Origin of the sequence: Rhodococcus sp. P14, from assembly GCF_000256505.1 — a bacterium.
GTDB lineage: Bacteria > Actinomycetota > Actinomycetes > Mycobacteriales > Mycobacteriaceae > Rhodococcus > Rhodococcus ruber.
On record NZ_AJFC01000009.1, the window covers coordinates 12357 to 39340 of the forward strand.

Here is a 26984-nt window from a genome sequence, read left to right on the forward strand (position 1 = left end):
TGTTGCTGCCGGGGCCCGACGAGATGCAGTCCGCCGTGCGGGAGTGCATCTCATCGGGTCGGCTCCTAGTTCGCGAGGTCGTCGACCGTGGCCGACTCGTTGCGGGAAAGGTTGATGCCCAGGTTGGCCGCCGCCCGCTCGAGGTCCTCGTCGTCGCCGTCGGCCATCGCGATGGCCGCGCCGTCGCTGGAGAGCACCTCCACGTTCAGGCACAGCGACTGGAGTTCCTTGAGGAGCACCTTGAAGGACTCGGGGATACCCGGCTCCGGGATGTTCTCGCCCTTGACGATGGCCTCGTAGACCTTCACGCGGCCCACCACGTCGTCCGACTTGATGGTGAGCAGCTCCTGCAGCGTGTACGCGGCACCGTAGGCCTGCATGGCCCAGCACTCCATCTCACCGAACCGCTGGCCACCGAACTGCGCCTTACCACCGAGCGGCTGCTGGGTGATCATCGAGTACGGGCCGGTCGAACGGGCGTGGATCTTGTCGTCGACCAGGTGGTGCAGCTTGATGATGTACATGTAGCCGACCGACACCGGGTACGGGAACGGCTCGCCGGAACGGCCGTCGAACAGCGTCGCCTTGCCGTCCGCGCCGACCATGACCTCGCCGTCGCGGTTCGGCAGCGTCGAGCCGAGCAGACCCGTCAGCTCGTCCTCGCGGGCACCGTCGAACACCGGGGTGGCGATGTTGGTGTCCGGATCGGCGGCGAGCATGTCGTCGGACAGGTTCTTCGCCCACTCGGGACGCTCACCGTCGCCGGCGACCTGGACGTTCCAGCCGGCCTTGCCGATCCAGCCGAGATGCGTCTCGAGGATCTGGCCGATGTTCATACGACGCGGGACACCGTGCGTGTTGAGGATGATGTCCACCGGGGTGCCGTCGGGCAGGAACGGCATGTCCTCCTGCGGGAGGATCTTGCCGATGACGCCCTTGTTGCCGTGCCGGCCGGCGAGCTTGTCGCCGTCCTGGATCTTGCGCTTCTGCGCGACGTACACGCGGACGAGCTCGTTGACACCCGGGGGCAGATCGTCGTCGTCCTCGCGCGAGAACACGCGGACGCCGATGACCTTGCCGGTCTCGCCGTGGGGCACCTTCAGCGACGTGTCACGCACCTCGCGGGCCTTCTCACCGAAGATCGCGCGCAGCAGCCGCTCCTCCGGGGTCAGCTCGGTCTCGCCCTTCGGGGTGACCTTGCCGACGAGGATGTCGCCGTCGCGCACCTCGGCGCCGATGCGCACGATGCCGCGCTCGTCCAGGTCCGCGAGGACCTCGTCCGAGACGTTCGGGATGTCGCGGGTGATCTCCTCGGCACCGAGCTTGGTGTCGCGGGCGTCGATCTCGTGCTCCTCGATGTGGATCGAGGTGAGCACGTCCTCCTCGACGAGGCGCTGCGACAGGATGATCGCGTCCTCGTAGTTGTGGCCTTCCCACGGCATGATCGCCACGAGGAGGTTCTTGCCGAGCGCCATCTCACCGTTCTCGGTGCAGGGGCCGTCGGCGAGGACCTGACCGGACTCGACGCGCTGCCCCTCGTCCACGATCGGCCGCTGGTTCGAGCAGGTGCCCTGGTTCGAACGGTCGAACTTGCGCAGACGGTAGGTGCGGCGGGTGCCGTCGTCCGCCATCACGGTGATGAAGTCGGCCGAGACCTCCTCGATCACGCCGGACTTCTCGGTGACGACGACGTCGCCCGCATCGACGGCGGCACGCAGCTCCATGCCGGTACCGACGACCGGGGCCTCGTTGCGCACCAGCGGCACGGCCTGACGCTGCATGTTCGCACCCATGAGGGCACGGTTGGCGTCGTCGTGCTCGAGGAACGGAATCATGGCCGTGGCCACGGACACCATCTGCCGCGGCGAGACGTCCATGTAGTCGACCTCGGTCGCCGCGACGAATTCGACCTCGCCGCCCTTCTTGCGGACGAGGACGCGCTCCTCGCTGAAGCGGCCGTCGGCGTCGACCGGCGAGTTGGCCTGCGCCACGACGTGGCGGTCCTCCTCGTCGGCGGTGAGGTAGTCGACCTGGTCGGTGACGATGCCGTTCTCGACCTTGCGGTACGGGGTCTCGATGAAACCGAACGGGTTGACCCGCGCGTACACCGACAGGGAGCCGATCAGGCCGATGTTCGGGCCTTCCGGGGTCTCGATCGGGCACATGCGGCCGTAGTGCGAGTGGTGGACGTCGCGGACCTCGAGGCCGGCGCGCTCACGGGACAGACCACCCGGGCCGAGCGCCGAGAGGCGGCGCTTGTGGGTCAGGCCCGACAGCGGGTTGTTCTGGTCCATGAACTGCGACAGCTGGGAGGTTCCGAAGAACTCCTTGATCGCGGCCACGACGGGACGGATGTTGATCAGCGTCTGCGGCGTGATGGCCTCGACGTCCTGAGTGGTCATCCGCTCACGGACGACGCGCTCCATGCGGGACAGGCCGACGCGGATCTGGTTCTGGATGAGCTCGCCGACGGTGCGCAGGCGACGGTTGCCGAAGTGGTCGATGTCGTCGACCTCGACGGGAACCTCGACGCCGCCCGGCGCCGTCATGGTGGTCTCCCCCGCGTGCAGGCGCACCAGGTACTCGATGGTGGCGACGATGTCTTCCTCGGTGAGGGTCGACGCCTCGATCGGCTGGCCGGCGTTCAGGCCCAGCTTCTTGTTGATCTTGTAACGTCCCACGCGCGCCAGGTCGTAGCGCTTGTCCTTGAAGAAGAGGTTCTCCAGCAGGGTCTGCGCGCTCTCCTTGGTGGGCGGCTCGCCCGGGCGCAGCTTGCGGTAGATGTCGAGCAGGGCCTCGTCGGTGCCGGCCGTGTTGTCCTTCTCGAGAGTGGACATCATGATCTCGGAGAAGCCGAAGCGCTCGACGATCTGCTCGTTGGTCCAGCCGAGCGCCTTGAGCAGCACGGTGACCGGCTGGCGGCGCTTGCGGTCGATCCGCACGCCGACGGTGTCGCGCTTGTCGACGTCGAACTCGAGCCACGCGCCGCGGCCCGGGATCACCTTGACGCTGTGCAGGTCCTTCTCGGTGCTCTTGTCGACCGCGCGGTCGAAGTACACGCCCGGGGAACGCACCAGCTGCGAGACGACGACGCGCTCGGTGCCGTTGATGATGAAGGTGCCCTTGTCGGTCATCATCGGGAAGTCACCCATGAAGACCGTCTGGCTCTTGATCTCGCCGGTGTTGTTGTTGATGAACTCGGCAGTGACGAACAGCGGCGCCGCGTACGTCATGTCCTTGTCCTTGCACTCCTCGACGGAGGCCTTGACCTCGTCGAAGCGCGGGTCGGAGAAGGACAGGGACATCGACCCGGAGAAGTCCTCGATCGGAGAGAGCTCCGCCAGGATCTCCTCGAGGCCGCCGACGACGGGACCGTCACCGCGTTCGGCAGCGAGCGCGCGCCAGCGCTCGGAGCCGATCAGCCATTCGAAGGAATCTGTCTGTAGATCGAGGAGCCCGGGGACTTCGAGAGGTTCGCGAATCTTTGCGAACGAGACCCTCTTCGGGGCTCCGGGGATTCCGGCAACTGCCTTGGTCTGGCTAGAGACTGCCAAGATGCGTCCTTCCAGCACCTCACGCGGGCCGCTCCAACCGGTGCGACCGCCGCTGTACCTGCTTCTTCATGTGGGGCGTTATCGCTGGTTGCGACCCGAACGACAACCCCACCGCGAAGTCGGCGGAACGGGCCCCGGAGGGCAACGCTCCCCGCGATGCGGTCGAGAGATGGACAGGAGGCAGCCAGCGCAAAGTCCGAACTTACACCCAAAAGTCGCAGATGTCGAGCGACGGCACGAAAAGAAGCGCCCGACCCCGGGCGCCCAGGACGCATGTTCGTGCGTGCGTACCGATAGAGTGACCGCTCACGCCGCCCGCGTCAAGAGCAACCGGGCCGATTCCCGGTCGGCGCGCTCGTCAGCTGTCCCGGATCTCCGAGACCAGCCACTTGCCGTCGATCTTCTCCATCCGCACCAGAAGCGGCGCCGACGCACTGCCCTGGGCGACCGCGTCGCCGGTCGCGCTGACACTGATGAACGCCGCGACCTCGGCCCGGTCGTCGTCGAGCATCGACGCACCGATGTGGTCGATGCGCACCTCCGTCGCGGTGTGCGTCTGCACCGCCGCCTGCTTGGTGACCTCCGCGGTCAGATCGAACTCCTCCCGCATCGGCGGGGTGAGGACCTCGCGGATCTCGGCGAAGTCCTCGTCGATCGTCTCGTAGTTGTAGCCGTGCATCGTCTCGATCGCATTGCCGGCAGCGGCGGTGACCTCGGACGTCGCGGTGCTGTCGACCCACGCCTCGTTGCTCACCGTCGCGCCGGGACGGGCGGCCGCGACCGCGGCGAACGCACCGAGCGCGAGCGCGGCCCCGCCGACGATCGCCACCGCACGCCAGCTGCCGCGCGAGGCGGTGCCGACGGCCTGCGCTGCCGGCTCCTCCGCGTCCCCACCGTCGTCGACGGGCGCCGGTTCATGCGGCTCCGGGGCGCTCGTCCGGTCGGATCCGGAGCCCGGCCCCGCCGGGGCCGCCGAGGACCCGGTCGCTTCGGCGGCCGCCGTTCCCGCTCCCGCCGTCGGAGCCGGGGGGGACTCGGGCGGGGTCGGCTCGAGCGGGGTGGACTCGGGCGAGGGGGACTCCGGCGGGGTGGGTCCGCTCGGGGTGGGCCCGGTGGCCTCGGGGCGGACGGCACCGCCTGTCCGGCCCGTCCCCGCGATCTTGGGCCGTCGCCCCCTCGGGGGGCCGGCCGGATTGGGCTTGCGACGCTGCGGGGGCACTACACACTCTCCTTCATCGGCTCACTCGCCTGCGGCGGGACCGGGTTCGGCCGGGGGCACGGGGGCGGGTTCGGGCGGCGCGGGTTGCTGCGCGCCCTCCGCCGGCCCGGCACCGAGCTGCACCGAGTCCAGCGGCTGGATCGTCTCCGCCTTCCACACGTCGCCGTCCTTGCGCATCGCCACGTTCACGGTGACCTTGTTCTCGACGAAGTTGTCGGGCCAGGTGGTCTTCACCGCCAGGACGATCAGGGCCTGCGCCGTGTCGGCGTCCGTGTCCAGCGCGGTCAGCGAACCGAACAGCACGTCTGCCGACATGCCCGTGCCCGTCTGGGCCACCTGCTCCCGGATCTGCTGCTCCGTCGCGGCCAGATCGTTGTTCAGGGCCTCGCCGGTGATCGACGACCGCATGTTCTCGATCGACGTGTCGACGTCGGCGGCGTCGACACTGTTGAGGTTGATCGCGGCCTGCATCGCCCCGGACAGGGCCGCGTCCCGCGCCTCGGCCGCCGGACGGTCCACGAGCAGGGCCCGCCCCCACCCGAAGCCGAACCAGGCGGCCGCGACGAGGGCGACCACCGCCAGCACGCTCACCACTGCCAGAACGATCCTGCGTATCGTGTCGCCGCCCGCCCCCGCCGTCTGCGGGGGACGGGACGTCGTTTCTGAACTCACTGCACCAACCTACTTACCTACTTCGGGGTGACTCCGAGCAGCGGCGCGAGCTGCGTCGCGATCGGATTCAAATTGAGCTTGTCCGGGTCCTTCTTCGGCGTGAAGTCCCACGGCTGGATCGTGGCCGGGTCGGCGAACACGATCCGGTTCGCGCTCCGCACGCCGGTGACGCTGCCCTGCGGGACCTCGCAGGATGCCTCCGTGTTGAACGGGAAGTCCTGCTGGGTGTCGTCGAAGTTGGGATCCCGGCGCTGCATCTCGTCGAGGATCGCCTGGGTGCCCTCGTACCCGATGGTGCACGACGGCGGGTTGTTCGTCTCGAACAGGATGCCCTGCCGGACCGCACCGTCGCCGGGCGCCACGGTCCCGGCGCTGGCCGCGACGGCCGGCAGGAACGCGAGCAGCGGCTGCAAGGCCACCGCCTGCGGGCCGAGCTTGTCGCCGAGCAGCGCCAGGTTCGTCAGGTTCGCCGTCAGGCCGGGGCCCGAGTCCGCGACCAGCTGCGTGAGTTCCTCGCTCGCCGCCGTCCCGGTCTCGAGGAGGCGACGGACGTCCGGGTCGCTGTCGCGCAGCTGCGCGGTCACCAGGTCCAGATCCGCACTGAACTGCCGGATCGCCGACGCCTGCACCGACTGGGTGTCGAGCACGGTCTGGCTGTCGCGGATCAGCGACACCGTCTGGGGCAGGTACTGCACTCCGGCGTCGCTGAGCTGGGCCAGAGAGTCCACGAGAGTCTGCAGCTGGCCGCCGCGGCCGTCGAACGCGGCCCCCAGTTCGGTCACCACCGTGCGCAGCGAGTCCACCGGCACCGACCGGACGAGCGCGTTCGTGCTCACCAGGAGGTCCTGCACCGGCACCGGCACGTCGGTGGCGTCCTCCCCGATCACCGAGCCTTCCTCGAGGTAGGGACCCTCGTCGGTGTCCGGCAGCAGGTCGACGTACTGCTCGCCGATCGCCGAGCGGTTCGCCACCACGGCACGGGTGGACGCGGGGATCTGCGGCCCGCCGTTGTCGAGGAGGAGGGTGACGTCGATGCCGTCCTCGGTCAGACCGAGTTCCCCGACCCGCCCGACCGGCACGCCCCGGTAGGTGACCTCGGCGTTGGTGAAGATGCCCCCCGAATCGGCGAACCGGGCGTGGACGGTGTACTGCCCGAACCCGAGCAGGTTGTCGAGGCGCACGTACCGCGCGCCGACGAAGACCACGCCGAGCAGCGCGATCACCACGAACGCGACGATCTGTACCCGCAGCAATCGCGATTTCATCATCGCCCTCCCCCGACTCCGAGCTGGTTGAGCAGGCCTTCCAGCGGATTGGCCGGCGCTGCACCGGAGTCCGGCGCCGCGGCGGGCAGGCCGGGCAGCGTCACCCCCGGCGGCAGTTCGAGTCCCGCCGGCAGCCTCGGCTCCGGGAGCTCCGGCAGCAGCGAGACCGTGGGCCAGCCCCGTCTCGGCCCGTTGCCGTTGTAGTACGGATTCGACGGATCCACGACGGGCTTGGGCTCACCGAACTTGGGCTGCCGGTAGACCGGTTCACCCTGTCCGACGCCGAGCGAGGCCAGCGCGTCCCCGATCTGCATGTCCACAGCGAGGAACAGGTTGACCGAGCCACCGAGGGCGATCCTCTCGACCCCGTCCGGGAAGGGCACCGTCGGGATGAACGGCAGCGCCTTCACCAGGTCGTCCCCGGACGCGGCGAGCTGCTGCAGCGTGGGGCGCAGGGCCAGCAGGTCGGCGATCAGGTTCTCCTTGGACTGGTCGAGCACGTCGGTGCCCACGGTTCCCAGCCGGTCGAGCTGGACGAGCAGCTCGGTCAGCTGGGGACGCTGCTGCTCGAGCACCGCCGTGGCCACCGGCAGGTCGTCGAGGATCGCCGCGACCCGGTCGTTCTGCTCCGCGACCCGGACGGTGAGCACGTCGAGGCCGTCGAGGGCGCGGGTGATGTCGTCACGTTGCCGATCGAGACCGTCGATGAGCCGATCCGCCTGTTGCAGAAGGCTCTTCGTGGTGCCTTCGCGTCCCTCGAACGCGGTGGACAGCTCCTCGACCACGGGCTGCAACTGGCCGACGCCGCCACCGTTGAGCAGCAGCGAGAGCGCACCGAGTACGGGTTCGAGCTCCGTGGCGTGCCGGGTCCGGTCCAGCGGAATGACGTCGCCGTCGGCGAGCAGTTCACTCGACGGGTCGCTCGGCGGCGGAGTGAGCTGGACGAACTTCTCACCCAGCAGGCTGGTCTGTTCCACCGCGGCATACGCGTTGGCCGGCAACTCCACCGCCGAGTCCACCACGATCCCGACGTCCGCGGTCCACCCGTCGGGTCCCACGGACACCGTCTCCACCCGGCCGACGGGCACGCCGTCCACCTTGACGGTCGACTGCGGCACGAGGTCGAGCACGTCGTCGAACTGCACGGTCACGTGGATCGGGTCCGAACCGACGTCCGCGCCACCGGGCAGGGGCAGGCTCTCGGCGCCACCGCACGCGGACACCGCGAGGGCCGTCGCGCAGGCTCCGGCACCGAGAATCACCGAGCGTCTCACTGTCCGCCCTCCTCGAGGTTCAGGCGCTGGGATTCGACACCGGGCACGGTGCCGGGCACCACCTGACGCTGGATGTTCTCGCCGCTGAGGACACCGAACGGCAGGATCAGATCCGGGGTCCGGATGTCGTTGGTGATCTGTTCGGCGAGGCCGGAGCACTGATCGATCAGCGGCTGCATCTGTCGGCCCAGCTGCTCGAACCTCGGGTCGCCCGGCACGAGCCGACCGAGATCGATGAGCTTGCACATCACGCCGGCCGGGTCCTGCAGGTCGGTCACCACCAGACGGGAGGCGAGCGACCCGGATTCCGCGTCGTAGGAGTTGACCAGGTTGCTCACGGCCAGGGGCAGCAGGGTCAGCGAATTCACCAGTGAATCCCGGTTGGCAGCAAGGTTGTTCGTCACGGGGACCAGGGCGTCCACGTTGTCCTTCAGCGCCGCCTGATTGTCGTTCACGAACTGCGCGACCACCCCGAGCGACTCCGACAGCTGATTCAGCGCGAGCCCGAGGTTCTCCCGTTCACCGGCCAGGTAGCCCGACAGGTCCGACAGCTGGGTGTTGAACTCGCGCACCTGCTGATCGTTCGCCGCCAGCGCGGATACGAAGATCTGCAGGTTCTCGATGGTGCCGAACAGGTCACCCCGCGACTCGTTGAGCGTGCGCGACGCGGCGGAGAGCTGCTCGATGGTCTGGCCGAGCGCAGCACCGTTGCCCTCGAGGTTCTCGGCGCCGGTCTCCACGAAGCGGGTCAGTGCCCCGTCCTTGTTCGCGCCCTCCGGGCCGAGAGCCCGCGACAGTTCGTCGACGCTGGCGTACAGTTCGTCCACCTCGACGGGGGTGGCGGTCCGTTCCCGCGGGATGATGGCGCCGTCGGCCATCGTCTCGCCACCGGTGTACGCGGGAGCGAGCTGCACGTAGCGGTCCGCGACGACCGACGGGGTGATCTGCACGGCTTTGGCGTCGGCGGGGATGTCGACGCCGCGGTCGACACGCATGTCCACCCGCACCTGGTCCCCTTCCGGGACGACCGCGGTGACCTTACCGACCTCGACGCCGAGGACCCGGACGTCGGACCCCTCGTACACGCCGACGGCCTTGTCGAAGTACGCGGTGATCTCGGTGGTGCCCATGCGGTTGAAGACCCACCACAGCACGCCCGCGATCAGCACCACGGCCGCGACGATCGCGGCGATCAGCACGATCGGGCCGCGCCGTGAGCCGCCACCGGACTCGGCATGCGACATCAGTTCTCTCCCAACGTGCGAACCGGATCGCGGTATCCGGGGATCTCGGGCAATCCGGGCGGAATGAGGTTGACGACGACCTGGTCGAACCAGCGGCCGTTGCCGACGACGTTCGAGTACAGCCGGACGAACGGCTCGTACAGCTTCATCGCCCGGTCCAGATCGTCGTTGCGGTCCTGCAGGATCTGGACGACACCCCGCAGCTGGTCGAGCGCCGGACCAATCGTCGCCTCGTTGTCACGGACCAGGCCGGTCAACTCCGCCGACAGCCGCTGCGTCCCCGTCAGCAGCTGTGAGATGGCCTGCTGGCGGTTGTTGAGTTCGGCGATCAGCAGCGCTCCGTCGCTGATCAGCCGGTTGAACTCCGCGTTCCGGTCCGCGAGGATCTGCGACGTCCGGCCGGTCGCCTCGAGCAGCCGCTTCAGTTCCTGGTCCCGGCTCGCCACCGTCTGCGACAGCCTGGTCACGCCGTCCAGCGAGGCCCGGATGTCGTCCGGTGTCTCGGAGAACGCCTCCGAGAGGGTGTCGAAGCTCGTGGCCAGCTGCTCGGAGTCGATCTCGCCCAGAGTGGTGGCCGCCGACGAGAACGCCTCGATCACGTCGTACGGGGCGACGGTGCGCGACAACGGAATCCGATCGTCCGGATCGAGCACCTCCGTGCCCCGCGGCTCCAGGGCGAGGTACTTCTGGCCCAGGATGGTCTTGATCTGGATCGAGGCGGAGGTGTCGTCGCCGAGCCAGGCGTCCTTGACCTTGAACGACACGAGCACCCGGTCACCGTCGAGCTCGATGTCGGTGACCTGGCCGACCTTGACGCCGGCGATGCGCACCTCGTTGGTGGGTTTGAGGCCGGCCGCCTCGGTGAACTCCGCGCGGTAGGTGGCGCCGGCCCCGATGATCGGCAGCGAATCCAGGAAGAAGGCCGACAGGGTGGCCAGCAGGACCACGAGAATCCCGAGGGCGCCGGACACGGCCGGACTGCGACGTCTGCTCATCGTCCCTGCAACTCCTGCATCCCGTCCTGCGTACAGCGCTTCGCGGCATTGGTGTAGATCGGCTGGTTCACCGTGGGAAGACCCGTCGGCAGATTCAGGTACGGAACCGAACCCGGACCGGCGATCACGTCGATGCCGCACAGGTAGAACTGGAACCACGACCCGTAGCTCGCGACCCGGCCCAGCTTCTCGAGCTTGACCGGAAGGGTCGCAAGGATCTCGTCGACCGCGTCGCGGTTGTTGTTCAGGTTCGCCCCGAGCTGCTCGACCGCCGTGATCGAACCGGCGATCGCCGGCCGGGTCGGCTCGAGCAGATCGGCCGTCGCGTCCGTCAGCCCGGCCAGCGACTGTACTGCCGCACCCACCGTGTCGCGGTCGGCGGCCAGTCCGCTCACCAGCGCCTGGGTGTTGACGAGCAGCGAGTCGAGCTGCGCGTCCCGCTCGTTGATGTTGGTGAGCACCGAGTTCAGGTTGTCGATGACCGCGCCGATCACCCGGTCCTTGTCGGCGATCGTGTTGGTCAGGCTCGCCGTCGTGCGCACCAGGTCGTCGATGGTCCCGGATTCGCCCTGGAACACCTGGACGATCTGCGAGGACAGCGTGTTGACGTCCTCGGCGCTGAGGGTCTGGAACAGGGGGCGGAAACCGTTGAACAGGGTGGTCAGGTTCACGGCCGGTTTGGTGCGTTCCAGCGGGATGGTGTCGCCGTCGGTCAGCTTCATCCCCTGCATGCCCTCACCCTGGTCGAGAGCGATGTACCGCTGGCCGACGAGCGTGCGGTAGCGGATCCGCCCCCTGGTCGCGGCGGGCAGCCAGTCCCGATCGGACACCGAGAACGTCACGCGCGCCTCGCTGCGGTCCACGATCTCGATCTCCTCGACCTGGCCGACGCGGACGCCGGCAATGCGGATGTCGTCACCCTCGTTGAGCGAGGTCACATCCGAGAAGATGGCGTGGAACTTCGTCCCGCCCCCGCCGCCGAGGCTCGCGATGGTCGCCGCGAGCATCCCGGTGGCGAAGATCGTGACCACGGCGAAGACGATCAGCTTGATCAGTGGTGCTGCCAGGCCTCTCATCGGAAGCTCACCTCCGTTCCACGCAGTGCGGGCGCACCCAGGCGCGTCGTCCAGGTCGGCACGTCCTCGGGCGCGATGCCCGTCGCCTCCCCGTACACGACGTCGAGGGCGTCCTGCTCGGCCCGGGACCCGGAGTACGCGACCTGCGCCGTCGCCGGGGTCGTCCCGATCAGCTCGCCGACGTCGTTCGGCACCCCGGACCCCTCGGGCGCCGGGAAATACGACATGGACTCCGGCCCCGGATTCCGGGACGGCACCTGGTAGGAACCGTCGTTGATCGAGCCGCCGGGGTACTGCGGGAAGAACCGTCCCGGGGCCGTGACGTTGTCGTAGCAGGTGGGGCCACGAGTGTCGAGCAGGCGCGGCTCGTCCTGGTTCGGCAGGTACCGGCCCTTCGGATTGACGAACTGGATGCTCGCCCGGACGCCGGGGAACGGGTCGTCGGCCGCGAGCACGCCGGCGGCGGCGGGCGCCGCGTCGGCGAAGCCCTTCAGCATGCACGGGTACGACGGCGAGTACCGCGCCAGCAGCTGCAGAGCCTGCTTGGAGTCGGCGGCGATGCTGATGATCGAGGCGGCGTTCTGTTCGAGCAGCCCGGCGGTCGCCGACGACGCTCCCGTCGCCGTGACGAGCAACGTCTCGAGCTGGTTCTCCTGCTCGACCACCGTGTTGCCGGTGGTGCGCAGGTTGTCGAGGGCACTGATCAGATCGGGCGCGGCGTCGGAGTAGGTCTGGGAGAAGTCCGCGAGTCCGCGCAGATCCTCCTGCACGGCCGGGAGTTCCACGTTGACCTCGCGGAACACCTGTTCGAGCCGGTCCACGGTCTGCCCGAGGGTCTCGCCGCGTCCGCTCAGGCCCTGGGCCAGGGCGCCCAGGGTGTTCGCGAGGTCCTGCGGCGGGATGGCCTCCAGGAGGGGCAGCAGGCCGTCGAGCACCTCGCCGAGTTCGACGGTCTCGGCGCTCGTGTCCTGCACCAGGGTGTCCCCTGCCTGGACCGGGCGCGCCGGCTGGTCCGGCAGGATCAGCGAGACGTACCGTTCGCCGAACAACGTCTTCGGCAGCAGCTGAGCGGTCGCGTTCGCGGGGATCAGGGCGGCCTTGTCCGGTTCGAGCGCGAGATGCGCGGTCACCGTCCCGCCCTCGGCCGTCGTGCCGCGCACCTCGCCGACGATCAGCCCCCGCACCTTGACGTCCGCGTTCATCGGCAGCGCGTTGCCGATCTCGTCGGTCACGAGGTCCACCTCGACGACCTTCTTGAAGGTCTTGTTGTACATAGCGATCGTGACGAACAGGAACAACCCCAGCACGACGAAGAACATGAGGCCGAGGACCCTCCGCTTGAGGGTCGAGGGAGTCGGGTTCATCCGGCCACCCTCACGGTCGTGGAGGTGCCCCAGATGGCGAGGCTGAGGAAGAAGTCGAGCACGGCGATCGTAACGATCGCGGTGCGGACGGCACGGCCGACAGCCACGCCGACGCCGGCCGGACCACCGCTGGCGTTGAAGCCGTAGTAGCAGTGGATGAGGATCAGGAAGAACGCGAAGACGAGCACCTTCGCGAACGAGTACAGCACGTCCTCCGGTGGCAGGAACAGGTTGAAGTAGTGGTCGTACGAACCCGACGACTGCCCGTTGAACATCGTGCTGATCACGCGTGTCGCGAGGTACGCGGCGAGCAGGCCGATGATGTAGAGCGGGATGACGGCGACGAAACCGGCGATCATCCGGGCGGTGACGAGAAACGGCACCGACGGCACCGCCATCACCTCGAGCGCATCGATCTCCTCGCTGATCCGCATCGCACCGAGCTGGGCGGTGAAACCACAGCCCACCGTCGCCGACAGCGCCAGCGCCGCGACGATCGGCGCGAGTTCGCGCGTGTTGACGTATGCCGACAGGAAGCCGGTGAGCACCGAGGAGCCGAGTTGCTCGAGGGCGGCATAGCCCTGCAGACCCACGACGACGCCGGTGAATCCCGACATCATCGCGATCACGCCGATGGTTCCGCCGATGACGGCGAGCGCGCCGCTGCCGAAGGTGACCTCGGCGAGCAGCCGCAGCACCTCCTTGCGGTAGTGGACGAGGGTGCGTGGGGTCCAGGCGATGGCCCGCGCGTAGAACGACATCTGGTCGCCTGCCCGATCCAGCATGTCGAGAGGAGCGCGCACGATTCTGCGCCCGCGGAGCCAGATGACATCTCCGCGGCCCTTTGCGATTGTCATCGAGTCAGGATCCCTTCGCCGGAACGATCTGCAGGTACACCATCGTCAGGATCAGGTTCGCGAAGAACAACAGGAGGAAGGTGATGACGACGGTCTGGTTGACGGCCTCACCGACACCCTTCGGTCCGGCGCCGGGGTGCAGGCCCTTGTAGGCCGCGACGACGCCGGCGATGACACCGAAGATCGCTGCCTTGATCTCGGCCACGTAGAGGTCGGGTAGCTGGGCCAGGGCCGAGAAGGATGCCAGGTAGGCGCCCGGAGTTCCGCCCTGCAGGATGACGTTGAAGAAGTAGCCGCCGGCGATGCCGACCACGGACACCAGCCCGTTGAGCAGCAGCGCGACGAGCACCATCGCGAGCACGCGCGGGACCACGAGGCGTTGCACCGGGTTGATACCGAGCACCTCCATCGCGTCGATCTCCTCGCGGATCGTGCGTGACCCGAGGTCGGCGGTGACCGCGGAACCGGCCGCGCCGGCGATCAGCAGCGCGGTCACGATGGGACTGCCCTGCTGGATCACCGCCAGTACGCTGGCGGCGCCGGTGAACGACTCCGCGCCGAGCTGCTTGATCAGCGACCCGGTCTGCAGCGAGACGACGGCACCGAACGGAATCGCCACGAGGGCGGTGGGCAGGATCGTCACGCTCGCGATGAACCACGCCTGCTCGATGAACTCGCGGAACTGGAACGGCCGGCGGAACAGGTTGCGCACGACGTCGACGAACAACTCGACGATGTTTCCGGCCTGGGTGAGTGCACCGTGTATCGGACGCACGAACGAGCTGGTGCCCGAACCGACCCCCATGTGTTCTCCTAGCTGGTGTGGTGGCGGGCGGACTCGTCGTACCCGTCACCGGGGTACGCCGGAATGACCTGCGTGTCGTCGTCGCGGTAGGAATGGTCCTGATACGCCGGTGCCGCGTGCGATCCGTTGCTCTCCTCGAAGGATTCGAGGATGGCGTGCTGGGCGGGCTCGGGCAGGGTGTGGAGGATGTGCCGCACCCGGTCCTGCCGGCGGCGCACCGCCTGCCGCTCGGGCATCCCCGGGGTGGCTTTCATCTGCGGGACGATGCCCTCGATGTCGTCCACGCCACCGGCGTGATGCCCGGCCTCGACGAGCGCCTGTTCCTGCGCCATCGTGGCCTCGTCCTTCTCCTCCGACATCCCGATCGGCCCGATCATGGTGCCGTTGAGGAACTGCTTGACCACCGGCTCGTCGCTGGTGAGCAGCACCTCACGCGGACCGAACATCACCAGTTCGCGCCGGAACAGCATGCCGATGTTGTCCGGCACCGTGCGCGCCAGGTTGATGTTGTGCGAGACGATCAGGATCGTCGCGTCGATCTCGGCGTTGATGTCGATCAGTGTCTGGGAGATGTAGGTGGTCCGCACGGGGTCGAGTCCCGAGTCCGGCTCGTCGACCAGGATGATCTGCGGGTCGAGCACCAGTGCCCGCGCCAGCCCGGCGCGCTTGCGCATGCCGCCGGAGATCTCGCCGGGCAGCTTGTCCTCGGCGCCGAGCAGACCGACGAGCTCGAGCTTGTCCATCACGATCTTGCGGATGTCGGACTCGGACTTCTTGGTGTGCTCGCGCAGCGGGAACGCCACGTTGTCGTAGAGGTTCATCGACCCGAACAGCGCGCCGTCCTGGAACAGCACCCCGAACAGCTTGCGGATCTCGTAGAGCTCCTTGCTCGAGCACTGCAGGATGTCGGTGCCGTCGATGACGATCGAGCCCTGCTCCGGCCGCAGCAGACCGATCAGCGACTTGAGGAACACCGACTTGCCCGTGCCGGACGGGCCCAGCAGGGCACTCACCTCGCCCGCCGGGAGGGTCAACGTCACATCCTGCCAGATCCGCTGAGACCCGAAGGACTTCGTCAAGCCCTCGACAGCTACTTCGACTCCCACCATTACCTCCGCACGGCTCGATGCTGTTCCCCACTGTGGATTGCGTCACTGTAGCGCATCGAAGTGTTACCTGTGACACGGGATCCTACTAGCGAGTAAGAACACAGGTCAACTCGGGCATAACACCCGTCGATCAGGGTGATGACCTGCGTCTTTGCCGTCCCCGTGCGGCATTGACGTCAACCTATCGCGGATGCATTCCGCGTGCCCGCCGAACCGGTCACGAATGCGCGAAAAGGCCGCTGCCCACGGACGTGAATCCGTGGGCAGCGGCCTTGCCGGATCGCTCGACCGGAGTCGAGCAGCCTCGCACCTCTTACTTGACGGTGACCTTGGCGCCGGCCTCTTCGAGCTTCGCCTTGGCGGCGTCGGCAGCGTCCTTGGCGACCTTCTCCAGGATCGGCTTCGGAGCGCCCTCGACGAGGTCCTTGGCCTCCTTCAGGCCGAGGCCCGAAACGATCTCGCGGACGACCTTGATGACCTGGATCTTCTTGTCGCCGGCACCCTCGAGGATGACGTCGAACTCGTCCTGCTCGGACTCGGCCTCGGCGGCAGCGGCCGGGGCGCCGGCAGCGGCGACGGCGACCGGAGCGGCAGCGGTGACCTCGAAGGTCTCCTCGAAGGCCTTCACGAACTCCGAGAGCTCGAGGAGGGTCAGTTCCTTGAACGCGTCGAGCAGCTCTTCGGTGGTGAGCTTCGCCATGGTGGCGGTCCTTCCTTGTGGATCCCATGTCGCTGATCCGCGACCGGATGGGATACGCGCCGGGGCGCGCGGGGTGGGTGGGTCAGTGATTCGCGAGGGTGCGGATCAGCTTGCGGCAGACTCCTGGTCCGCCTTCTTCTCCTGCAGAGCGGCCGCGAGACGGGCCACCTGCGAGGCAGGAGCGTTGAACAGGCCGGCGGCCTTTGCCAAGTTGCCCTTCATCGCGCCGGCGAGCTTGGCCAACAGCACCTCGCGGGACTCGAGGTCCGCGATCTGGTTGACCTGTTCCACGGACAGCGCAGCGCCGTCCATGTAGCCGCCCTTGATGACGAGCGCCTTGTTGTCCTTCGCGAAGGTCTTCAGGGCCTTCGCAGCGTCGACCGGCTCGCCCTTGATGAACGCAATGGCGGTCGGTCCGACGAACAGGTCGTCAAGGCCCTCGACGCCCGCCTCTGCGGCGGCACGCTTGACCAGGGTGTTCTTGGCGACGGAGTAGGTGGCACCCTCTCCGAGAGCGCGTCGCAGCTGCGTCAGACTGGTCACCGACAGACCACGGAACTCCGTGATCACGGCGGCAGTCGAGTCCTTGAACTGCTCGGTGATCTCCGCAACCGCGGAAACCTTCTCAGGCTTTGCCATACTTCGCCTCCTCTCAGTAACAGTCGTTTTCCCGCTCGGGAAGTTCCACTCGAAATCCGTAAAATGCAAAACGCCCCGGTGCAGGGCACACGGGGCGTACAGAGAGAAGGACGGCATCGCGAACGATGTCGTATCTCCCCTACCTCGTCCTCCTGCGTGGGCCGCCGGGCAATCCCGGACCTTCAACCGAATCCGCACGCGGACCCGGTGACCAACGGTCTTGGGTAGAACATGATCGGGGTGAAGATCGGCACGCGCCGAACTCCGCGAGCCAGCGTACCCGACGGGACGCGCCGACGCAAAACGGCCGGCACGGAGCAGTTCCGTGCCGGCCGTTCGTGCGTTGCCTGCGAAGACCGGGTACCGGTCTCCTTACTCGGCGTCCTCGAGGAGGTTCCGGGTGCGCGACGGATCCACCGGGATGCCCGGGCCGGTGGTGGTCGCGATGGTGACCTTCTTGACGTAACGCCCCTTCGCGGTGGACGGCTTCGCACGCAGGACCTCGTCCAGCGCGGCAGCGTAGTTCTCCACCAGCTTCGCGTCGTCGAACGACGCCTTGCCGATCACGAAGTGCAGGTTCGAGTTCTTGTCGACGCGGAAGTTGATCTTGCCGCCCTTGATGTCGGCGACGGCCTTCGTGACGTCCGGGGTGACCGTGCCCGTCTTCGGGTTCGGCATCAGACCGCGCGGACCGAGGACACGCGCGATGCGGCCGACCTTGGCCATCTGGTCCGGGGTCGCGATCGCGGCGTCGAAGTCCAGCCAGCCGCCCTGGATCCGCTCGATCAGGTCCTCGGCGCCGACGGCGTCCGCACCGGCGGCCTCGGCCTCGGCGGCCTTCTCGCCCACCGCGAACACGATGACGCGGGCGGTCTTACCGGTGCCGTGCGGCAGGTTGACCGTGCCGCGGACCATCTGGTCCGCCTTGCGGGGGTCCACACCGAGGCGCATGGCGACCTCGACGGTGGCGTCGTAGTTCTTCGACGAGGTGTCCTTCGCGAGCCGAGCGGCCGCGAGGGGGCTGTAGAGCGTCGAGGCGTCGATCTTCTCAGCGGCGGCGAGGTACGCCTTGCTGCGCTTTGCCATTGTTCTGTCCTAACTTGTCACCGGAAGGTGAACGGTTCGGTCGTGGTTGTCGAGCCTGGCCGGCCCTCCCACGGATTACTGCTGCCGGGCACTGGGCCCTGCGGGTCCCGAGCGGCGCTGCGCTCAGCCCTCGACCGTGATGCCCATCGAACGCGCGGTGCCGGCGATGATCTTCGCGGCGGCCTCGACGTCGTTGGCGTTCAGGTCTTCCTGCTTGGTCTTGGCGATCTCGCGCACCTGGTCCATGGTGACCTTCGCGACCTTGGTCTTGTGCGGCTCGCCGGAGCCCTTCTGCACACCCGCGGCCTTCAGCAGCAGCTTGGCTGCCGGCGGGGTCTTGAGCTTGAAGTCGAACGAGCGGTCCTCGTAGACCGTGATCTCGACCGGCACGACGTTGCCGCGCTGCGACTCGGTCGCCGCGTTGTACGCCTTGCAGAACTCCATGATGTTGACGCCGTGCTGACCCAGCGCGGGGCCGACCGGCGGAGCCGGGTTGGCCTGACCTGCCTGGATCTGGAGCTTGATGAGCCCGGCAATCTTCTTCTTCTTCGGGGGCATCTCTATTCCTAGTTTCTTGCTCGGTGTGGTTCTTGCGTACTGCTATCGCAAGTTTGAGTGGGTCGGACCGTCAGATCTTCGACACCTGGTTGAAGGACAGCTCCACCGGGGTCTCACGACCGAAGATCGACACCAGGACCTTGAGCTTCTGCTGCTCGGCGTTGACCTCGCTGATCGACGCCGGCAGCGTCGCGAACGGCCCGTCCATGACGGTGACGGACTCGCCGACCTCGAAGTCCACCTCGATGGTGGGCTTGGCAGCCGTCGCAGCGCCTTCGGCGGCACTGGTCGCGGCGGCGGGCTTCTTCTTCGCCTGCTGCGGCAGGAGGAACTTCACGACCTCCTTGATCGTCAGCGGCGACGGGCGCGAGGTGGCACCCACGAATCCGGTGACGCCGGGGGTGTTGCGCACCGCGCCCCACGATTCGTCGTTCAGTTCCATCCGCACCAGGATGTAGCCCGGCAGGACCTTGCGGTTGACCTGCTTGCGCTGGCCGTTCTTGATCTCGGTGACCTCTTCGGTGGGCACCTCGACCTGGAAGATGTACTCCCCGAGGTCCAGGTTCTGCACGCGGGTCTCGAGGTTGGCCTTGACCTTGTTCTCGTAACCGGCGTAGGAGTGCACGACGTACCAGTCGCCGGGCTCGAGCCGAAGCTGCTTCTCGAGGGCCTCCGCGGGATCGACCTCCTCGGCCGGGGCCTCCGCGGGCGCCTCGGGCTCGTCACCGGCCGTCTCGTCGGTTTCGATGCCCGTCTCTGCCGTCTCGTCGGCCGGTTCCCCGTCCGTCTCGTCGGCCGGTTCCCCTGCCGACTCGTCGGCCGCGTCCACGGTCACGGAGTCGTCGACAAAGACCTCGTCCGAAACGCGCTCTTCGGCCGAGGGCTCGTAGGAGTCGTTCTCGGGGGTGCTCACCGGGCACTTTCCTCTCGTCGATCACATTTGCCGGCACGCTGACGCGCTAGCCGAACAACCAGCTGACGCCCTTCACGAACGCCAGATCCAATCCAAAGATGAACGCGGTCATGACCGCCACGAAGACCACGACGACCGTCGTGTACGTGACCAGCTGCTTGCGATTCGGCCAGATCACCTTGCGCAGCTCGGCGAGGACCTCACGGAAGAAGCGCCGCAGGCGCTTGAAGATGTTCTCGGTGCCCTGGGCACCGGAGCGAGCGGCGGACTTGGCCGGCTTCGATTCGGGCCGGCGACCTGCCGCCACCGCGGTCGACGCCGGAGCAGCGGAACGCCGCGGGGACTTCTTGCCGGTGGGGGCAGCGGATGCGGAGGAAGCGCCGGGGGTCGCGTCGGTCGCCGATCCGGCGTCCTCAGGGCTGGAAGTCCCTGCGGTACCGCCGTCGCGCTTACCGCGCTCCTCGCTCACATCGTTCCTCTCGGTCGCTGGCCGTCCGGGGGCAGGGGCGACAGGACTTGAACCTGCAACCTGCGGTTTTGGAGACCGCTGCTCTGCCAATTGAGCTACGCCCCTCTGGTCGATGCCTCCGCCGGAAAACCGGCGTCTCGATCGACCCATCTGCGACCACATGACATGCGCGCCACCCCGTGAGCCGTTACGGCCTTCGAGAGCAGCGCGCTGCGCTATGCGATCCCAGAAGTCTTAGTGTACTTCATAGCCCCGGGACAAACCCAATCCGCCGGCCGGTCAGGCCAGACGGACCGTTGCCGTGGCCCGCCCGAAGATCTTACGTCCCTCGGACTTCGCCACGATCGCGACCACTGCTGTCTTGCTGTCCGCGTCCACCGACTTGACCTTGCCGGAGAACTCCACCTCGGCGGCCCGGTGGGCCTCGACGTAGACCGGACTGGTGAACCGAACGTTGTACTCGGTCACCGCCCCTGGGTCACCGAGCCAGTCGGTGACGAAGCCGGCCGCGATGCCCATGGAGAGCATGCCGTGGCCGACCACGTCGCGCAAGCCGGCGAGCTTGGCGACCTCGTCGCTCCAGTGGATCGGATTGGGATCACCCGACACACCCGCGTAGTTCACGAGGTTGCCACGGGTGAGCGTCACCACCCGCACGGGCAGCTCCTCACCGACGGCGACGTCCTCGAACCTACGGCGCGACATGCATCATCACATCCTTGACTGCGTGGGCGATGTTCTCGTCCACCTCGCCACCGGTGCGGCCCACCAGGGTGGTCCACGAGGTCATCACGAGGTTGTCGTGCTGATCGGTGATGATGTTCTTGGTGGTGATGATGTCGCTGCCGGCAGCCTGACGGAAATCGTCGAGGTACACGTCGCAGAACAACCGATCGCCCACCTGGATGGGCCGGTGGAACACCAGCCGCTGGTCCGTCTGCATGATCTGGCTGAGGTCGTATCCGGTGACGACCTCGTCGAACAGCTTGCGCTGGGCGATCATGCCGACGATGGAGATGAAGGTGAGGGGCGCGACGAGGCCGTCGTAGCCGAGGCCCTTCGCCGCTTCCTCGTCGTGATGTGCCGGATTGTTGTCCAGCACGGCGCGCGCATACTCGCGGACCTTTTCCCGCCCGACCTCGTAGAAGTCCTCGACGCGATAGTGGTGACCGACCATCGAGGCCGCATGTGCCGCTACATCGAACTGGATCCCGGCCTGTTCGGTGCCGTCCACGACCGATTCTTCACTCACGAATGTGCCCGTCATACGCAGAACTCCCGCAACTTCGCCCGGACGCCGGCCGGCGTGGGCGATTGTGCGGGGAGCTCACGCGTCGACGTCGACCCTGTACGACTACTTCGACTCGCGGTGTGCGCGATGAGTGCCGCAGTTGGGGCAGAACTTCTTCAGCTCCAACCGGTCGGGGTCGTTGCGACGGTTCTTCTTCGTGATGTAGTTGCGGTGCTTGCACACCTCGCAGGCCAGGGTGATCTTCGGCCGCACGTCGGTGGAGGAGGCCACGGGATGCCTTCTTTCGCGTCAATCTGATCAACGACGATCAGGGTGGTTCATTCAACTGTGGTAGCGGTGACCGGACTTGAACCGGCGACGCAACGATTATGAGTCGTTTGCTCTACCAACTGAGCTACACCGCCTCGGTGTCGAGTGTCGCGAACAACGGCGGCACCACAATCCAGCGAGCCCCCTGACGGAATCGAACCGTCGACCTTTTCCTTACCATGGAAACGCTCTGCCGACTGAGCTAAGGGGGCGCGACCACCGTGAGCATCTCTGCTCGCTGCGGCCTCCAAAAGATTACACACACTCCTCTGCAGGAACAAAATCGCCAGTTCAGGGGCCGTAAATCGACTTTTTCACCCCTCGGCCGAACACCCGGAGGCGCTCTGAAGTCTGCGCCCGCCGAAACCCGGCGACTGGTCGGTACCGGAACGTCTGCGAACGCAGAACGGCCCCGATCCGTTCGGATCGGGGCCGTTCCGGTGGCAGGTGTAGGATTCGAACCTACGTAGGCGTAAGCCGACGGATTTACAGTCCGCTCCCATTGGCCGCTCGGGCAACCTGCCGGGCGCGATCGGGACCGTGTCCCTGGCGCGTTTGAAACAATACAACGCACACCCCCCTGTTGTGCAAACCGGGTGGACAGCGGCACTGCGCCACCCGATAGCGTCGGGGCGGCAACCCGTACAGAACCGATCCGAAGTGGAGTGCACGTGGCTGATTCGTCGTTCGATGTGGTGAGCAAGGTCGACCGCCAGGAGGTGGACAACGCGCTGAACCAGGCCGCCAAGGAACTCGGCACCCGTTTCGACTTCCGCAACACCGGGGCGGGCATCGAGTGGAGCGGCGAAGAGTCCATCACCCTGACCGCCGACACGGAGGAACGCGTCAAGGCCGCCCTCGAGGTGTTCAAGGAGAAGCTGATCCGGCGCAATCTGTCCCTGAAGTCCTTCGACGCCGGCGAGCCCACCCAGTCCGGCAAGGTCTACAAGATCAGCGGGTCCCTGGTGCAGGGCATCAGCACCGAGAACGCCAAGAAGATCTCCAAGCTGATCCGCGACGAGGGACCCAAGGGTGTCAAGGCGCAGATCCAGGGCGAGGAGCTGCGCGTGACCAGCAAGAAGCGCGACGACCTGCAGGCCGTGATCGCACTGCTCAAGAACGCCGACCTCGACATCGCGCTGCAGTTCGTCAACTACCGGTAGGCAGTGCATCGACTACCAGTGCGTCCGGTAGCCGGTGCGGGCGGTAGGCGGTGCGTCCGGTAGGCAGTGCGGGCGTCAGCCCCCGCGGGCCATGCGCTCGAGCCGGTCGATGCGCTCCGCCATGGGCGGGTGGGTCGAGAACAATCGGCTCACCCGCTCCCCCGGACGGAACGGGTTCGCGATCATCATGTGCGACTGCGCGGCGATCCGAGGCTCGGGGGGCAGGGGCGCCGCCCGGGTGCCCTGCTCGAGTTTGCGCAGCGCCGAGGCCAGCGCCAGCGGATCTCCGGTGAGTTCGGCGCCGGACTGATCCGCCTGGTACTCGCGGGAACGCGACACCGCGAGCCGGACGACGGTCGCCGCGATCGGACCGAGCAGCGACACCAGCAGCAGGGCCAGCGGATTCGTGCCCTGGTCGCGGTTGCCGAACATGTTCGCGAAGAACGCAAGATTCGCCAGCCCCGAGATCACCGCCGCCATCGCACCGGCCACCGAGGAGATCAGGATGTCCCGGTTGTAGACGTGCGACAGCTCGTGCCCGAGCACCGCGCGCAACTCCCGCTCGTTCAGGATCTGCAGGATCCCGGACGTGCAGCACACCGCCGCATGGCGGGGATTGCGGCCGGTCGCGAACGCGTTGGGTGCGCTGGTCGGGCTGATGTACAGCCGGGGCATCGGCTGATGCGCCGTGGTCGCCAGCTCGCGCACGATCCGGTAGATCACCGGCGCCTGTACCTCGGTGATCGGTTGGGCATGCATGGCCCGCAACGCCAGCTTGTCGCTGTTGAAGTAGGCGTAGGCGTTCATCCCGACGGCCAGGACGATCGACCCGATCAGGATCGTCGGGTTGCGGAACAGGGCGCCGATGAACACGATGAGGGCGGACATCCCGATGAGGAGCCCCGCCGTCTTCAGCCGGTTCGCATTCCCGTGCACGTCACGCCTCTTCCCGTCGATCTTGCCCCAGCATTCAACGAAGCAGGGTGGGGAGCGGGTTCCCTGCCGTCATCGGCTGCAGCGGCCTCCCGACGTCCGGGTTCCTACCCCACGCGCGCGATCGTGTAGTCGACGAGCCGGCGCAGGGCCTCGTTCGCCGGTCCCGGCGGCAGCGACTCCAGTTCCGTGCGGGCCTTGTCCGCGTACTCGCCCAGCGTCCGCTTCGCGGCCGCCATTCCCGGCGACCGCGCCAGCAGCTCCAGGGCCTCGGCGACGGCGGCCTCGTCCTCGACCGGTCCGGCGAGCAGTTCGCGCAGCCGATCGGCGTCGGGCCCGGTCTCACGGAAGGCGTAGAGGACCGGCAGGGTGTGGACACCCTCGCGCAGATCCGTCCCCGGGGTCTTGCCGGACTCCGTCGACGCCGACGAGATGTCGATGATGTCGTCGGCGATCTGGAACGCGGTGCCGACGGCGTCGCCGAGCCGCTCCAGATGCGCGATCTGGTCCGGGTCGGCGCCGGAGAACGTCCCGCCGAAGCGTCCGCTCGTCGCGATCAGCGAACCGGTCTTCTCCCACACCACCTTCAGGTAGTGCTCGACCGGGTCCCGTTCCTTCCCGCTGCCGATGGTCTCGCGCATCTGTCCGGTCACGAGCTCGGCGAACGTCTCGGCGATGGTCCGTACCGCAGCGGGACCGAGCGTCGACACCAGTCGCGACGCATGCGCGAACAGGAAGTCCCCGGCGAGGATGGCCACGCTGTTGCTCCACCGCGCGTTCGCGCTGGGTGCGCCCCGGCGCATGGTGGCCTCGTCCATCACGTCGTCGTGGTACAGCGTGGCCAGGTGCACGAGTTCGACCGCGGTCGCCGCCGTCACGACCGCCGGATCGTTCGGCTTCGGACCGAGCTGGGCGGTCAGGAGGGTGAACAGCGGACGGAACCGCTTGCCGCCGGCCTTGGCGAGATGCAGTGCGACCTCGGTCAGGAAGTCCTCGCCGTCGGAGAGCTCGGAGATCAGCACTTCCTCGACCCGGGCGAGACCGTCCCGGACGGCGCCCGCCAGGACCGGATCGCCGAGGTCCACCCCGGCCACCACCGTGTCCGACGTCGCGCCGGACGGACCGGCGGACTGCGCCGCCCCTTCAGTGCTCACGATGAGGTACCCATCCTGTTCTGTCGACCCGGCTACCGCTGTCCGCTGTCGAATCGGCTCCACGGTAGTGAACCTAGCCGCTCCGCCGGTCGGCTACCTCCCCGAGGCACCGAAGCCGTACCTGGAAGGATGGAGCCGTGGTGGCAGAACACGCTGGGTCCGAACCGCGGCCCGACCTTCCGGAGCTCCCCGACCGTACCGACGTGCTCGTCGTCGGCGCAGGTCCTGCCGGGTCGGCGGCCGCCGCCTGGGCGGCCCGCGCCGGCCGCGACGTACTGCTCGTCGATGCCGCGACCTTCCCCCGGGACAAGACGTGCGGCGACGGCCTGACCCCGCGGGCGGTGGCCGAACTCGACCGCCTCGGCCTCGGCGACTGGGTGCGCACGCGCACCGTCAACCGGGGCCTGCGGCTCGAAGGCTTCGGTCGCAGCCTCGAACTTCCGTGGCCGTCGGGTTCCTTCCCGGCCCAGGGCAGCGCCGTGCCACGCACCGAACTCGACGACCGGATCCGCCGCGTCGCCCTCGAGTCGGGCGCCGCGGCCGCCGAGGGAACCAAGGCCGTCGCCGTCGAGCGCGAGGGAACGCGGGTGACCGCGGTGACCTTCGCGACCGCGCGCGGTCCGCGCACCGTCGGGTGCGAACGACTCGTCGTGGCGGACGGGGTCCGTTCTCCGCTGGGCAGGCTGCTCGGCCGGCAGTGGCATCGCGACACCGCGTACGGGGTCGCGGCCCGCGCCTACGCCACCTCCCCCCGCAGCGACGACCCGTGGATCACGTCGCACCTGGAGCTGCGCGACGACGCCGGCACGCTGCACCCGGGCTACGGCTGGGTGTTCCCCCTCGGCACCGGGGAGGTCAACATCGGCGTGGGCACGCTCGCCACCTCCAAGCGGCCGGCCGTCGGGTCGCTGCGCCCGCTGATCGAGCTGTATGCGTCGCGGCGGCGCGGCGAGTGGGGACTCGGCGAGACGACCCGGGTGGCGTCGGCGCTGCTGCCGATGGGCGGTGCGGTGTCCGGTGTGGCGGGCCCGAACTGGGCCCTGGTCGGCGACGCCGCGGCGTGTGTGAATCCGCTCAACGGCGAGGGCATCGACTACGGCCTCGAGGGTGGGCGGCTCGTCGCCGGCGTCCTGGATGCGGACGATCTCACGCAGCTGTGGCCGGCCCTGCTGCGCGAGCGCTACGGGCGGGCGTTCTCCGCAGCCCGGCGACTGGCCGGGCTGCTGACGTTGCCGCGGTTTCTGCCGGCCACCGGGCCTGTGGGGATGAGTTCGACGTCGCTGATGACGGTGGCCGTCCGGGTGATGGGCAACCTCGTCACCGAGCGCGACGAGGATGTCGTCGCACGGGCGTGGCGGGCCGGGGGCGGCGCGTCGCTGCGCTGGGACCGCCGACCGCTCTTCGCCTGAGCCGCGTCCGGTCAGCGCACCGCCCGGTGCAGGGCCACGATCCCGCCGGTGAGGTTGCGCCACTGCACCGACCGCCAGCCGGCGGCCCGGATCCGCTCGGCGAGCTCGGGTTGCGCGGGCCACGCCCGGATCGACTCGGCGAGATAGACGTACGCGTCGGGGTTGCTGCTGACGGTCCGCGCGACCCGCGGCAGTGCCCGCATCAGGTACTCGAGGTAGAGCACGCGCAGCGGAGCCGAGACGGGTGTGGCGAACTCGCACACCACGAGGCGGCCGCCGGGTTTGGTCACCCGCGCGATCTCGCGGAGCCCGGCCTCGAAGTCGGAGACGTTGCGCAGCCCGAAGGAGATGGTGGCGGCGTCGAAGACCGCGTCGGCGAAGGGCAGGCGCATCGCGTCGCCCGCGACCATCGGCACCTGCCGGAACGCGCCCGCCTGCAGCATTCCCGTGGAGAAGTCGGTGGCCACCACCCACGCACCGGACCGGCCGAGTTCCACCGTCGACACCCCGGTGCCGGCGGCCAGATCGAGGACGCGCTCCCCCGGCCGCAGGTCCAGCGCCGCCCGGGTGGCTCGTCGCCAGCTGCGGTCCTGCCCGAAGGAGAGCACGGTGTTGGTGATGTCGTATCGCTGGGCGACGCCGTCGAACATCGACGCGACCTCGCGCGGATCCTTCGCGAGCGAGGCCCGCGACCCGTGAGTAGTTGCCACGGTCGAAACGTTACCGCTACGCGCTGTGCCGACGTTACCGCTACGCGCTGCGCCGCAGCGTGCCCGGCCGGACCGAGCAGACCTGCTCGTAGTGCCCGAGCAGTTCGTGGCACACCGCGGGCCAGGTGCGGCCGAGCACACCGCGCCGCGCGGCCGCGCCGAACCGGGCGCGCAGCACCGGGTCGGCGAGTGCGCCGACCGCGCCCGGCAGCAGGTCGGTGAAGCCGTCGACCGGCAGCCGATAGCCGTTGCGGC

Annotated in this window: 26 protein-coding genes, 4 tRNA genes and 1 pseudogene; 2 read left to right on the forward strand and 29 right to left on the reverse strand. The window is 68.1% G+C overall.

Going from position 1 to position 26984, the window contains the following annotated elements; genetic code table 11:
- Positions 1–65: 65 nt before the first annotated feature.
- From rpoB to OEY_RS0100650, 25 genes are all read right to left on the reverse strand, one after another.
- Positions 66–3572 carry a DNA-directed RNA polymerase subunit beta gene (gene rpoB / locus OEY_RS0100530; protein ID WP_010592008.1) on the reverse strand — a complete coding sequence of 1169 codons (3507 nt, stop codon included), beginning with the start codon at positions 3570–3572 and terminating at the stop codon, positions 66–68.
- Positions 3573–3912: 340 nt separating this feature from the next.
- On the reverse strand, positions 3913–4773 hold the full coding sequence (locus tag OEY_RS0100535; RefSeq protein ID WP_010592009.1) for a hypothetical protein: 861 nt from the start codon (positions 4771–4773) through the stop codon (positions 3913–3915).
- A 21-nt stretch (positions 4774–4794) separates the two neighbouring features.
- Positions 4795–5367 carry a type II restriction endonuclease gene (locus OEY_RS0100540; protein WP_010592010.1) on the reverse strand — a complete coding sequence of 191 codons (573 nt, stop codon included), beginning with the start codon at positions 5365–5367 and terminating at the stop codon, positions 4795–4797.
- Between the two features lie 95 nt (positions 5368–5462).
- The gene (locus OEY_RS0100545; RefSeq protein WP_010592011.1) at positions 5463–6710 is read right to left on the reverse strand and encodes an MCE family protein; all 1248 of its coding nucleotides are present in this window, start codon (positions 6708–6710) and stop codon (positions 5463–5465) included.
- Entirely contained in the window at positions 6710–7984 is a 1275-nt protein-coding gene (locus tag OEY_RS0100550) for an MCE family protein (RefSeq protein ID WP_026137590.1), read from the reverse strand. The genes OEY_RS0100545 and OEY_RS0100550 overlap by 1 nt, the downstream gene beginning before the upstream one ends.
- Positions 7981–9228 carry an MCE family protein gene (locus tag OEY_RS0100555; protein WP_010592013.1) on the reverse strand — a complete coding sequence of 416 codons (1248 nt, stop codon included), beginning with the start codon at positions 9226–9228 and terminating at the stop codon, positions 7981–7983. The genes OEY_RS0100550 and OEY_RS0100555 overlap by 4 nt, the downstream gene beginning before the upstream one ends.
- Positions 9228–10223 (reverse strand): MCE family protein, encoded by a 996-nt coding sequence (locus tag OEY_RS0100560; protein WP_010592014.1) that lies wholly within the window; start codon positions 10221–10223, stop codon positions 9228–9230. The genes OEY_RS0100555 and OEY_RS0100560 overlap by 1 nt, the downstream gene beginning before the upstream one ends.
- Positions 10220–11299, reverse strand: coding sequence for an MCE family protein (locus tag OEY_RS0100565; RefSeq protein WP_010592015.1), 1080 nt, complete (start codon positions 11297–11299; stop codon positions 10220–10222). The genes OEY_RS0100560 and OEY_RS0100565 overlap by 4 nt, the downstream gene beginning before the upstream one ends.
- Positions 11296–12663, reverse strand: a complete 1368-nt coding sequence (locus OEY_RS0100570; RefSeq protein WP_010592016.1) for an MCE family protein — start codon at positions 12661–12663, stop codon at positions 11296–11298. The genes OEY_RS0100565 and OEY_RS0100570 overlap by 4 nt, the downstream gene beginning before the upstream one ends.
- Positions 12660–13520 (reverse strand): MlaE family ABC transporter permease, encoded by an 861-nt coding sequence (locus OEY_RS0100575; RefSeq protein WP_026137591.1) that lies wholly within the window; start codon positions 13518–13520, stop codon positions 12660–12662. The genes OEY_RS0100570 and OEY_RS0100575 overlap by 4 nt, the downstream gene beginning before the upstream one ends.
- A gap of 4 nt (positions 13521–13524) precedes the next feature.
- A complete protein-coding gene (locus OEY_RS0100580) occupies positions 13525–14325 on the reverse strand; it encodes an MlaE family ABC transporter permease (protein WP_010592018.1) in 801 nt (266 codons plus the stop codon).
- Between the two features lie 8 nt (positions 14326–14333).
- A complete protein-coding gene (locus OEY_RS0100585; protein WP_026137592.1) occupies positions 14334–15434 on the reverse strand; it encodes an ABC transporter ATP-binding protein in 1101 nt (366 codons plus the stop codon).
- 313 nt (positions 15435–15747) lie between these two features.
- Positions 15748–16134 carry a 50S ribosomal protein L7/L12 gene (rplL, locus tag OEY_RS0100590; protein WP_003937621.1) on the reverse strand — a complete coding sequence of 129 codons (387 nt, stop codon included), beginning with the start codon at positions 16132–16134 and terminating at the stop codon, positions 15748–15750.
- Between the two features lie 105 nt (positions 16135–16239).
- Positions 16240–16773: a 50S ribosomal protein L10 gene (gene rplJ, locus OEY_RS0100595; protein ID WP_003937620.1), complete on the reverse strand. Its 534-nt coding sequence runs from the start codon at positions 16771–16773 to the stop codon at positions 16240–16242.
- Positions 16774–17145: 372 nt separating this feature from the next.
- Positions 17146–17859 (reverse strand): 50S ribosomal protein L1, encoded by a 714-nt coding sequence (rplA, locus tag OEY_RS0100600; protein ID WP_010592020.1) that lies wholly within the window; start codon positions 17857–17859, stop codon positions 17146–17148.
- Positions 17860–17982: 123 nt separating this feature from the next.
- The gene (rplK, locus tag OEY_RS0100605; protein ID WP_003937618.1) at positions 17983–18417 is read right to left on the reverse strand and encodes a 50S ribosomal protein L11; all 435 of its coding nucleotides are present in this window, start codon (positions 18415–18417) and stop codon (positions 17983–17985) included.
- Positions 18418–18487: 70 nt separating this feature from the next.
- A complete protein-coding gene (gene nusG, locus OEY_RS0100610) occupies positions 18488–19330 on the reverse strand; it encodes a transcription termination/antitermination protein NusG (protein WP_010592021.1) in 843 nt (280 codons plus the stop codon).
- 46 nt (positions 19331–19376) lie between these two features.
- A complete protein-coding gene (secE, locus tag OEY_RS0100615; protein WP_010592022.1) occupies positions 19377–19799 on the reverse strand; it encodes a preprotein translocase subunit SecE in 423 nt (140 codons plus the stop codon).
- 32 nt (positions 19800–19831) lie between these two features.
- A tRNA-Trp gene (locus OEY_RS0100620) sits at positions 19832–19904 on the reverse strand.
- 174 nt (positions 19905–20078) lie between these two features.
- Positions 20079–20504 carry a (3R)-hydroxyacyl-ACP dehydratase subunit HadB gene (gene hadB, locus OEY_RS0100625; RefSeq protein ID WP_010592023.1) on the reverse strand — a complete coding sequence of 142 codons (426 nt, stop codon included), beginning with the start codon at positions 20502–20504 and terminating at the stop codon, positions 20079–20081.
- The gene (gene hadA, locus OEY_RS0100630) at positions 20491–21066 is read right to left on the reverse strand and encodes a (3R)-hydroxyacyl-ACP dehydratase subunit HadA (protein ID WP_010592024.1); all 576 of its coding nucleotides are present in this window, start codon (positions 21064–21066) and stop codon (positions 20491–20493) included. The genes hadB and hadA overlap by 14 nt, the downstream gene beginning before the upstream one ends.
- Before the next feature lie 87 nt (positions 21067–21153).
- Positions 21154–21321 (reverse strand): 50S ribosomal protein L33, encoded by a 168-nt coding sequence (gene rpmG / locus OEY_RS0100635; protein ID WP_003937613.1) that lies wholly within the window; start codon positions 21319–21321, stop codon positions 21154–21156.
- Positions 21322–21379: 58 nt separating this feature from the next.
- Positions 21380–21455: transfer RNA gene (locus OEY_RS0100640), tRNA-Met, on the reverse strand.
- 44 nt (positions 21456–21499) lie between these two features.
- A tRNA-Thr gene (locus OEY_RS0100645) sits at positions 21500–21572 on the reverse strand.
- 229 nt (positions 21573–21801) lie between these two features.
- A tRNA-Tyr gene (locus OEY_RS0100650) sits at positions 21802–21884 on the reverse strand.
- A gap of 147 nt (positions 21885–22031) precedes the next feature.
- Here OEY_RS0100650 and OEY_RS0100655 point away from each other — a divergent pair.
- Positions 22032–22523 (forward strand): YajQ family cyclic di-GMP-binding protein, encoded by a 492-nt coding sequence (locus OEY_RS0100655; protein ID WP_010592025.1) that lies wholly within the window; start codon positions 22032–22034, stop codon positions 22521–22523.
- Between the two features lie 75 nt (positions 22524–22598).
- Here the strand turns inward: OEY_RS0100655 and htpX are convergent, their stop codons facing one another.
- Both htpX and OEY_RS0100665 read right to left on the reverse strand, forming a co-directional pair.
- On the reverse strand, positions 22599–23459 hold the full coding sequence (gene htpX, locus OEY_RS0100660) for a zinc metalloprotease HtpX (RefSeq protein ID WP_010592026.1): 861 nt from the start codon (positions 23457–23459) through the stop codon (positions 22599–22601).
- A 104-nt stretch (positions 23460–23563) separates the two neighbouring features.
- A complete protein-coding gene (locus tag OEY_RS0100665) occupies positions 23564–24610 on the reverse strand; it encodes a polyprenyl synthetase family protein (RefSeq protein WP_010592027.1) in 1047 nt (348 codons plus the stop codon).
- Positions 24611–24747: 137 nt separating this feature from the next.
- Here OEY_RS0100665 and OEY_RS0100670 point away from each other — a divergent pair, with 137 nt between their 5' ends.
- On the forward strand, positions 24748–26019 hold the full coding sequence (locus tag OEY_RS0100670) for a geranylgeranyl reductase family protein (protein ID WP_010592028.1): 1272 nt from the start codon (positions 24748–24750) through the stop codon (positions 26017–26019).
- Between the two features lie 11 nt (positions 26020–26030).
- Here the strand turns inward: OEY_RS0100670 and OEY_RS0100675 are convergent, their stop codons facing one another.
- Both OEY_RS0100675 and OEY_RS31060 read right to left on the reverse strand, forming a co-directional pair.
- Entirely contained in the window at positions 26031–26729 is a 699-nt protein-coding gene (locus OEY_RS0100675) for a demethylmenaquinone methyltransferase (protein ID WP_026137594.1), read from the reverse strand.
- 40 nt (positions 26730–26769) lie between these two features.
- Positions 26770–26984: pseudogene (locus tag OEY_RS31060) on the reverse strand (alpha-mannosyltransferase); the annotation flags it as partial.

Coding starts and splice junctions, on each gene's coding strand:
- OEY_RS0100545 (WP_010592011.1), bottom strand. CDS start 6,710: ATGAAATCGCGATTGCTGCGGGTACAGATCGTCGCGTTCGTGGTGATC.
- OEY_RS0100555 (WP_010592013.1), bottom strand. CDS start 9,228: ATGTCGCATGCCGAGTCCGGTGGCGGCTCACGGCGCGGCCCGATCGTG.
- OEY_RS0100560 (WP_010592014.1), bottom strand. CDS start 10,223: ATGAGCAGACGTCGCAGTCCGGCCGTGTCCGGCGCCCTCGGGATTCTC.
- OEY_RS0100565 (WP_010592015.1), bottom strand. CDS start 11,299: ATGAGAGGCCTGGCAGCACCACTGATCAAGCTGATCGTCTTCGCCGTG.
- OEY_RS0100570 (WP_010592016.1), bottom strand. CDS start 12,663: ATGAACCCGACTCCCTCGACCCTCAAGCGGAGGGTCCTCGGCCTCATG.
- OEY_RS0100575 (WP_026137591.1), bottom strand. CDS start 13,520: ATGACAATCGCAAAGGGCCGCGGAGATGTCATCTGGCTCCGCGGGCGC.
- OEY_RS0100580 (WP_010592018.1), bottom strand. CDS start 14,325: ATGGGGGTCGGTTCGGGCACCAGCTCGTTCGTGCGTCCGATACACGGT.
- OEY_RS0100585 (WP_026137592.1), bottom strand. CDS start 15,434: ATGGTGGGAGTCGAAGTAGCTGTCGAGGGCTTGACGAAGTCCTTCGGG.
- rplL (WP_003937621.1), bottom strand. CDS start 16,134: ATGGCGAAGCTCACCACCGAAGAGCTGCTCGACGCGTTCAAGGAACTG.
- rplJ (WP_003937620.1), bottom strand. CDS start 16,773: ATGGCAAAGCCTGAGAAGGTTTCCGCGGTTGCGGAGATCACCGAGCAG.
- rplA (WP_010592020.1), bottom strand. CDS start 17,859: ATGGCAAAGCGCAGCAAGGCGTACCTCGCCGCCGCTGAGAAGATCGAC.
- rplK (WP_003937618.1), bottom strand. CDS start 18,417: ATGCCCCCGAAGAAGAAGAAGATTGCCGGGCTCATCAAGCTCCAGATC.
- hadB (WP_010592023.1), bottom strand. CDS start 20,504: ATGTCGCGCCGTAGGTTCGAGGACGTCGCCGTCGGTGAGGAGCTGCCC.
- hadA (WP_010592024.1), bottom strand. CDS start 21,066: ATGACGGGCACATTCGTGAGTGAAGAATCGGTCGTGGACGGCACCGAA.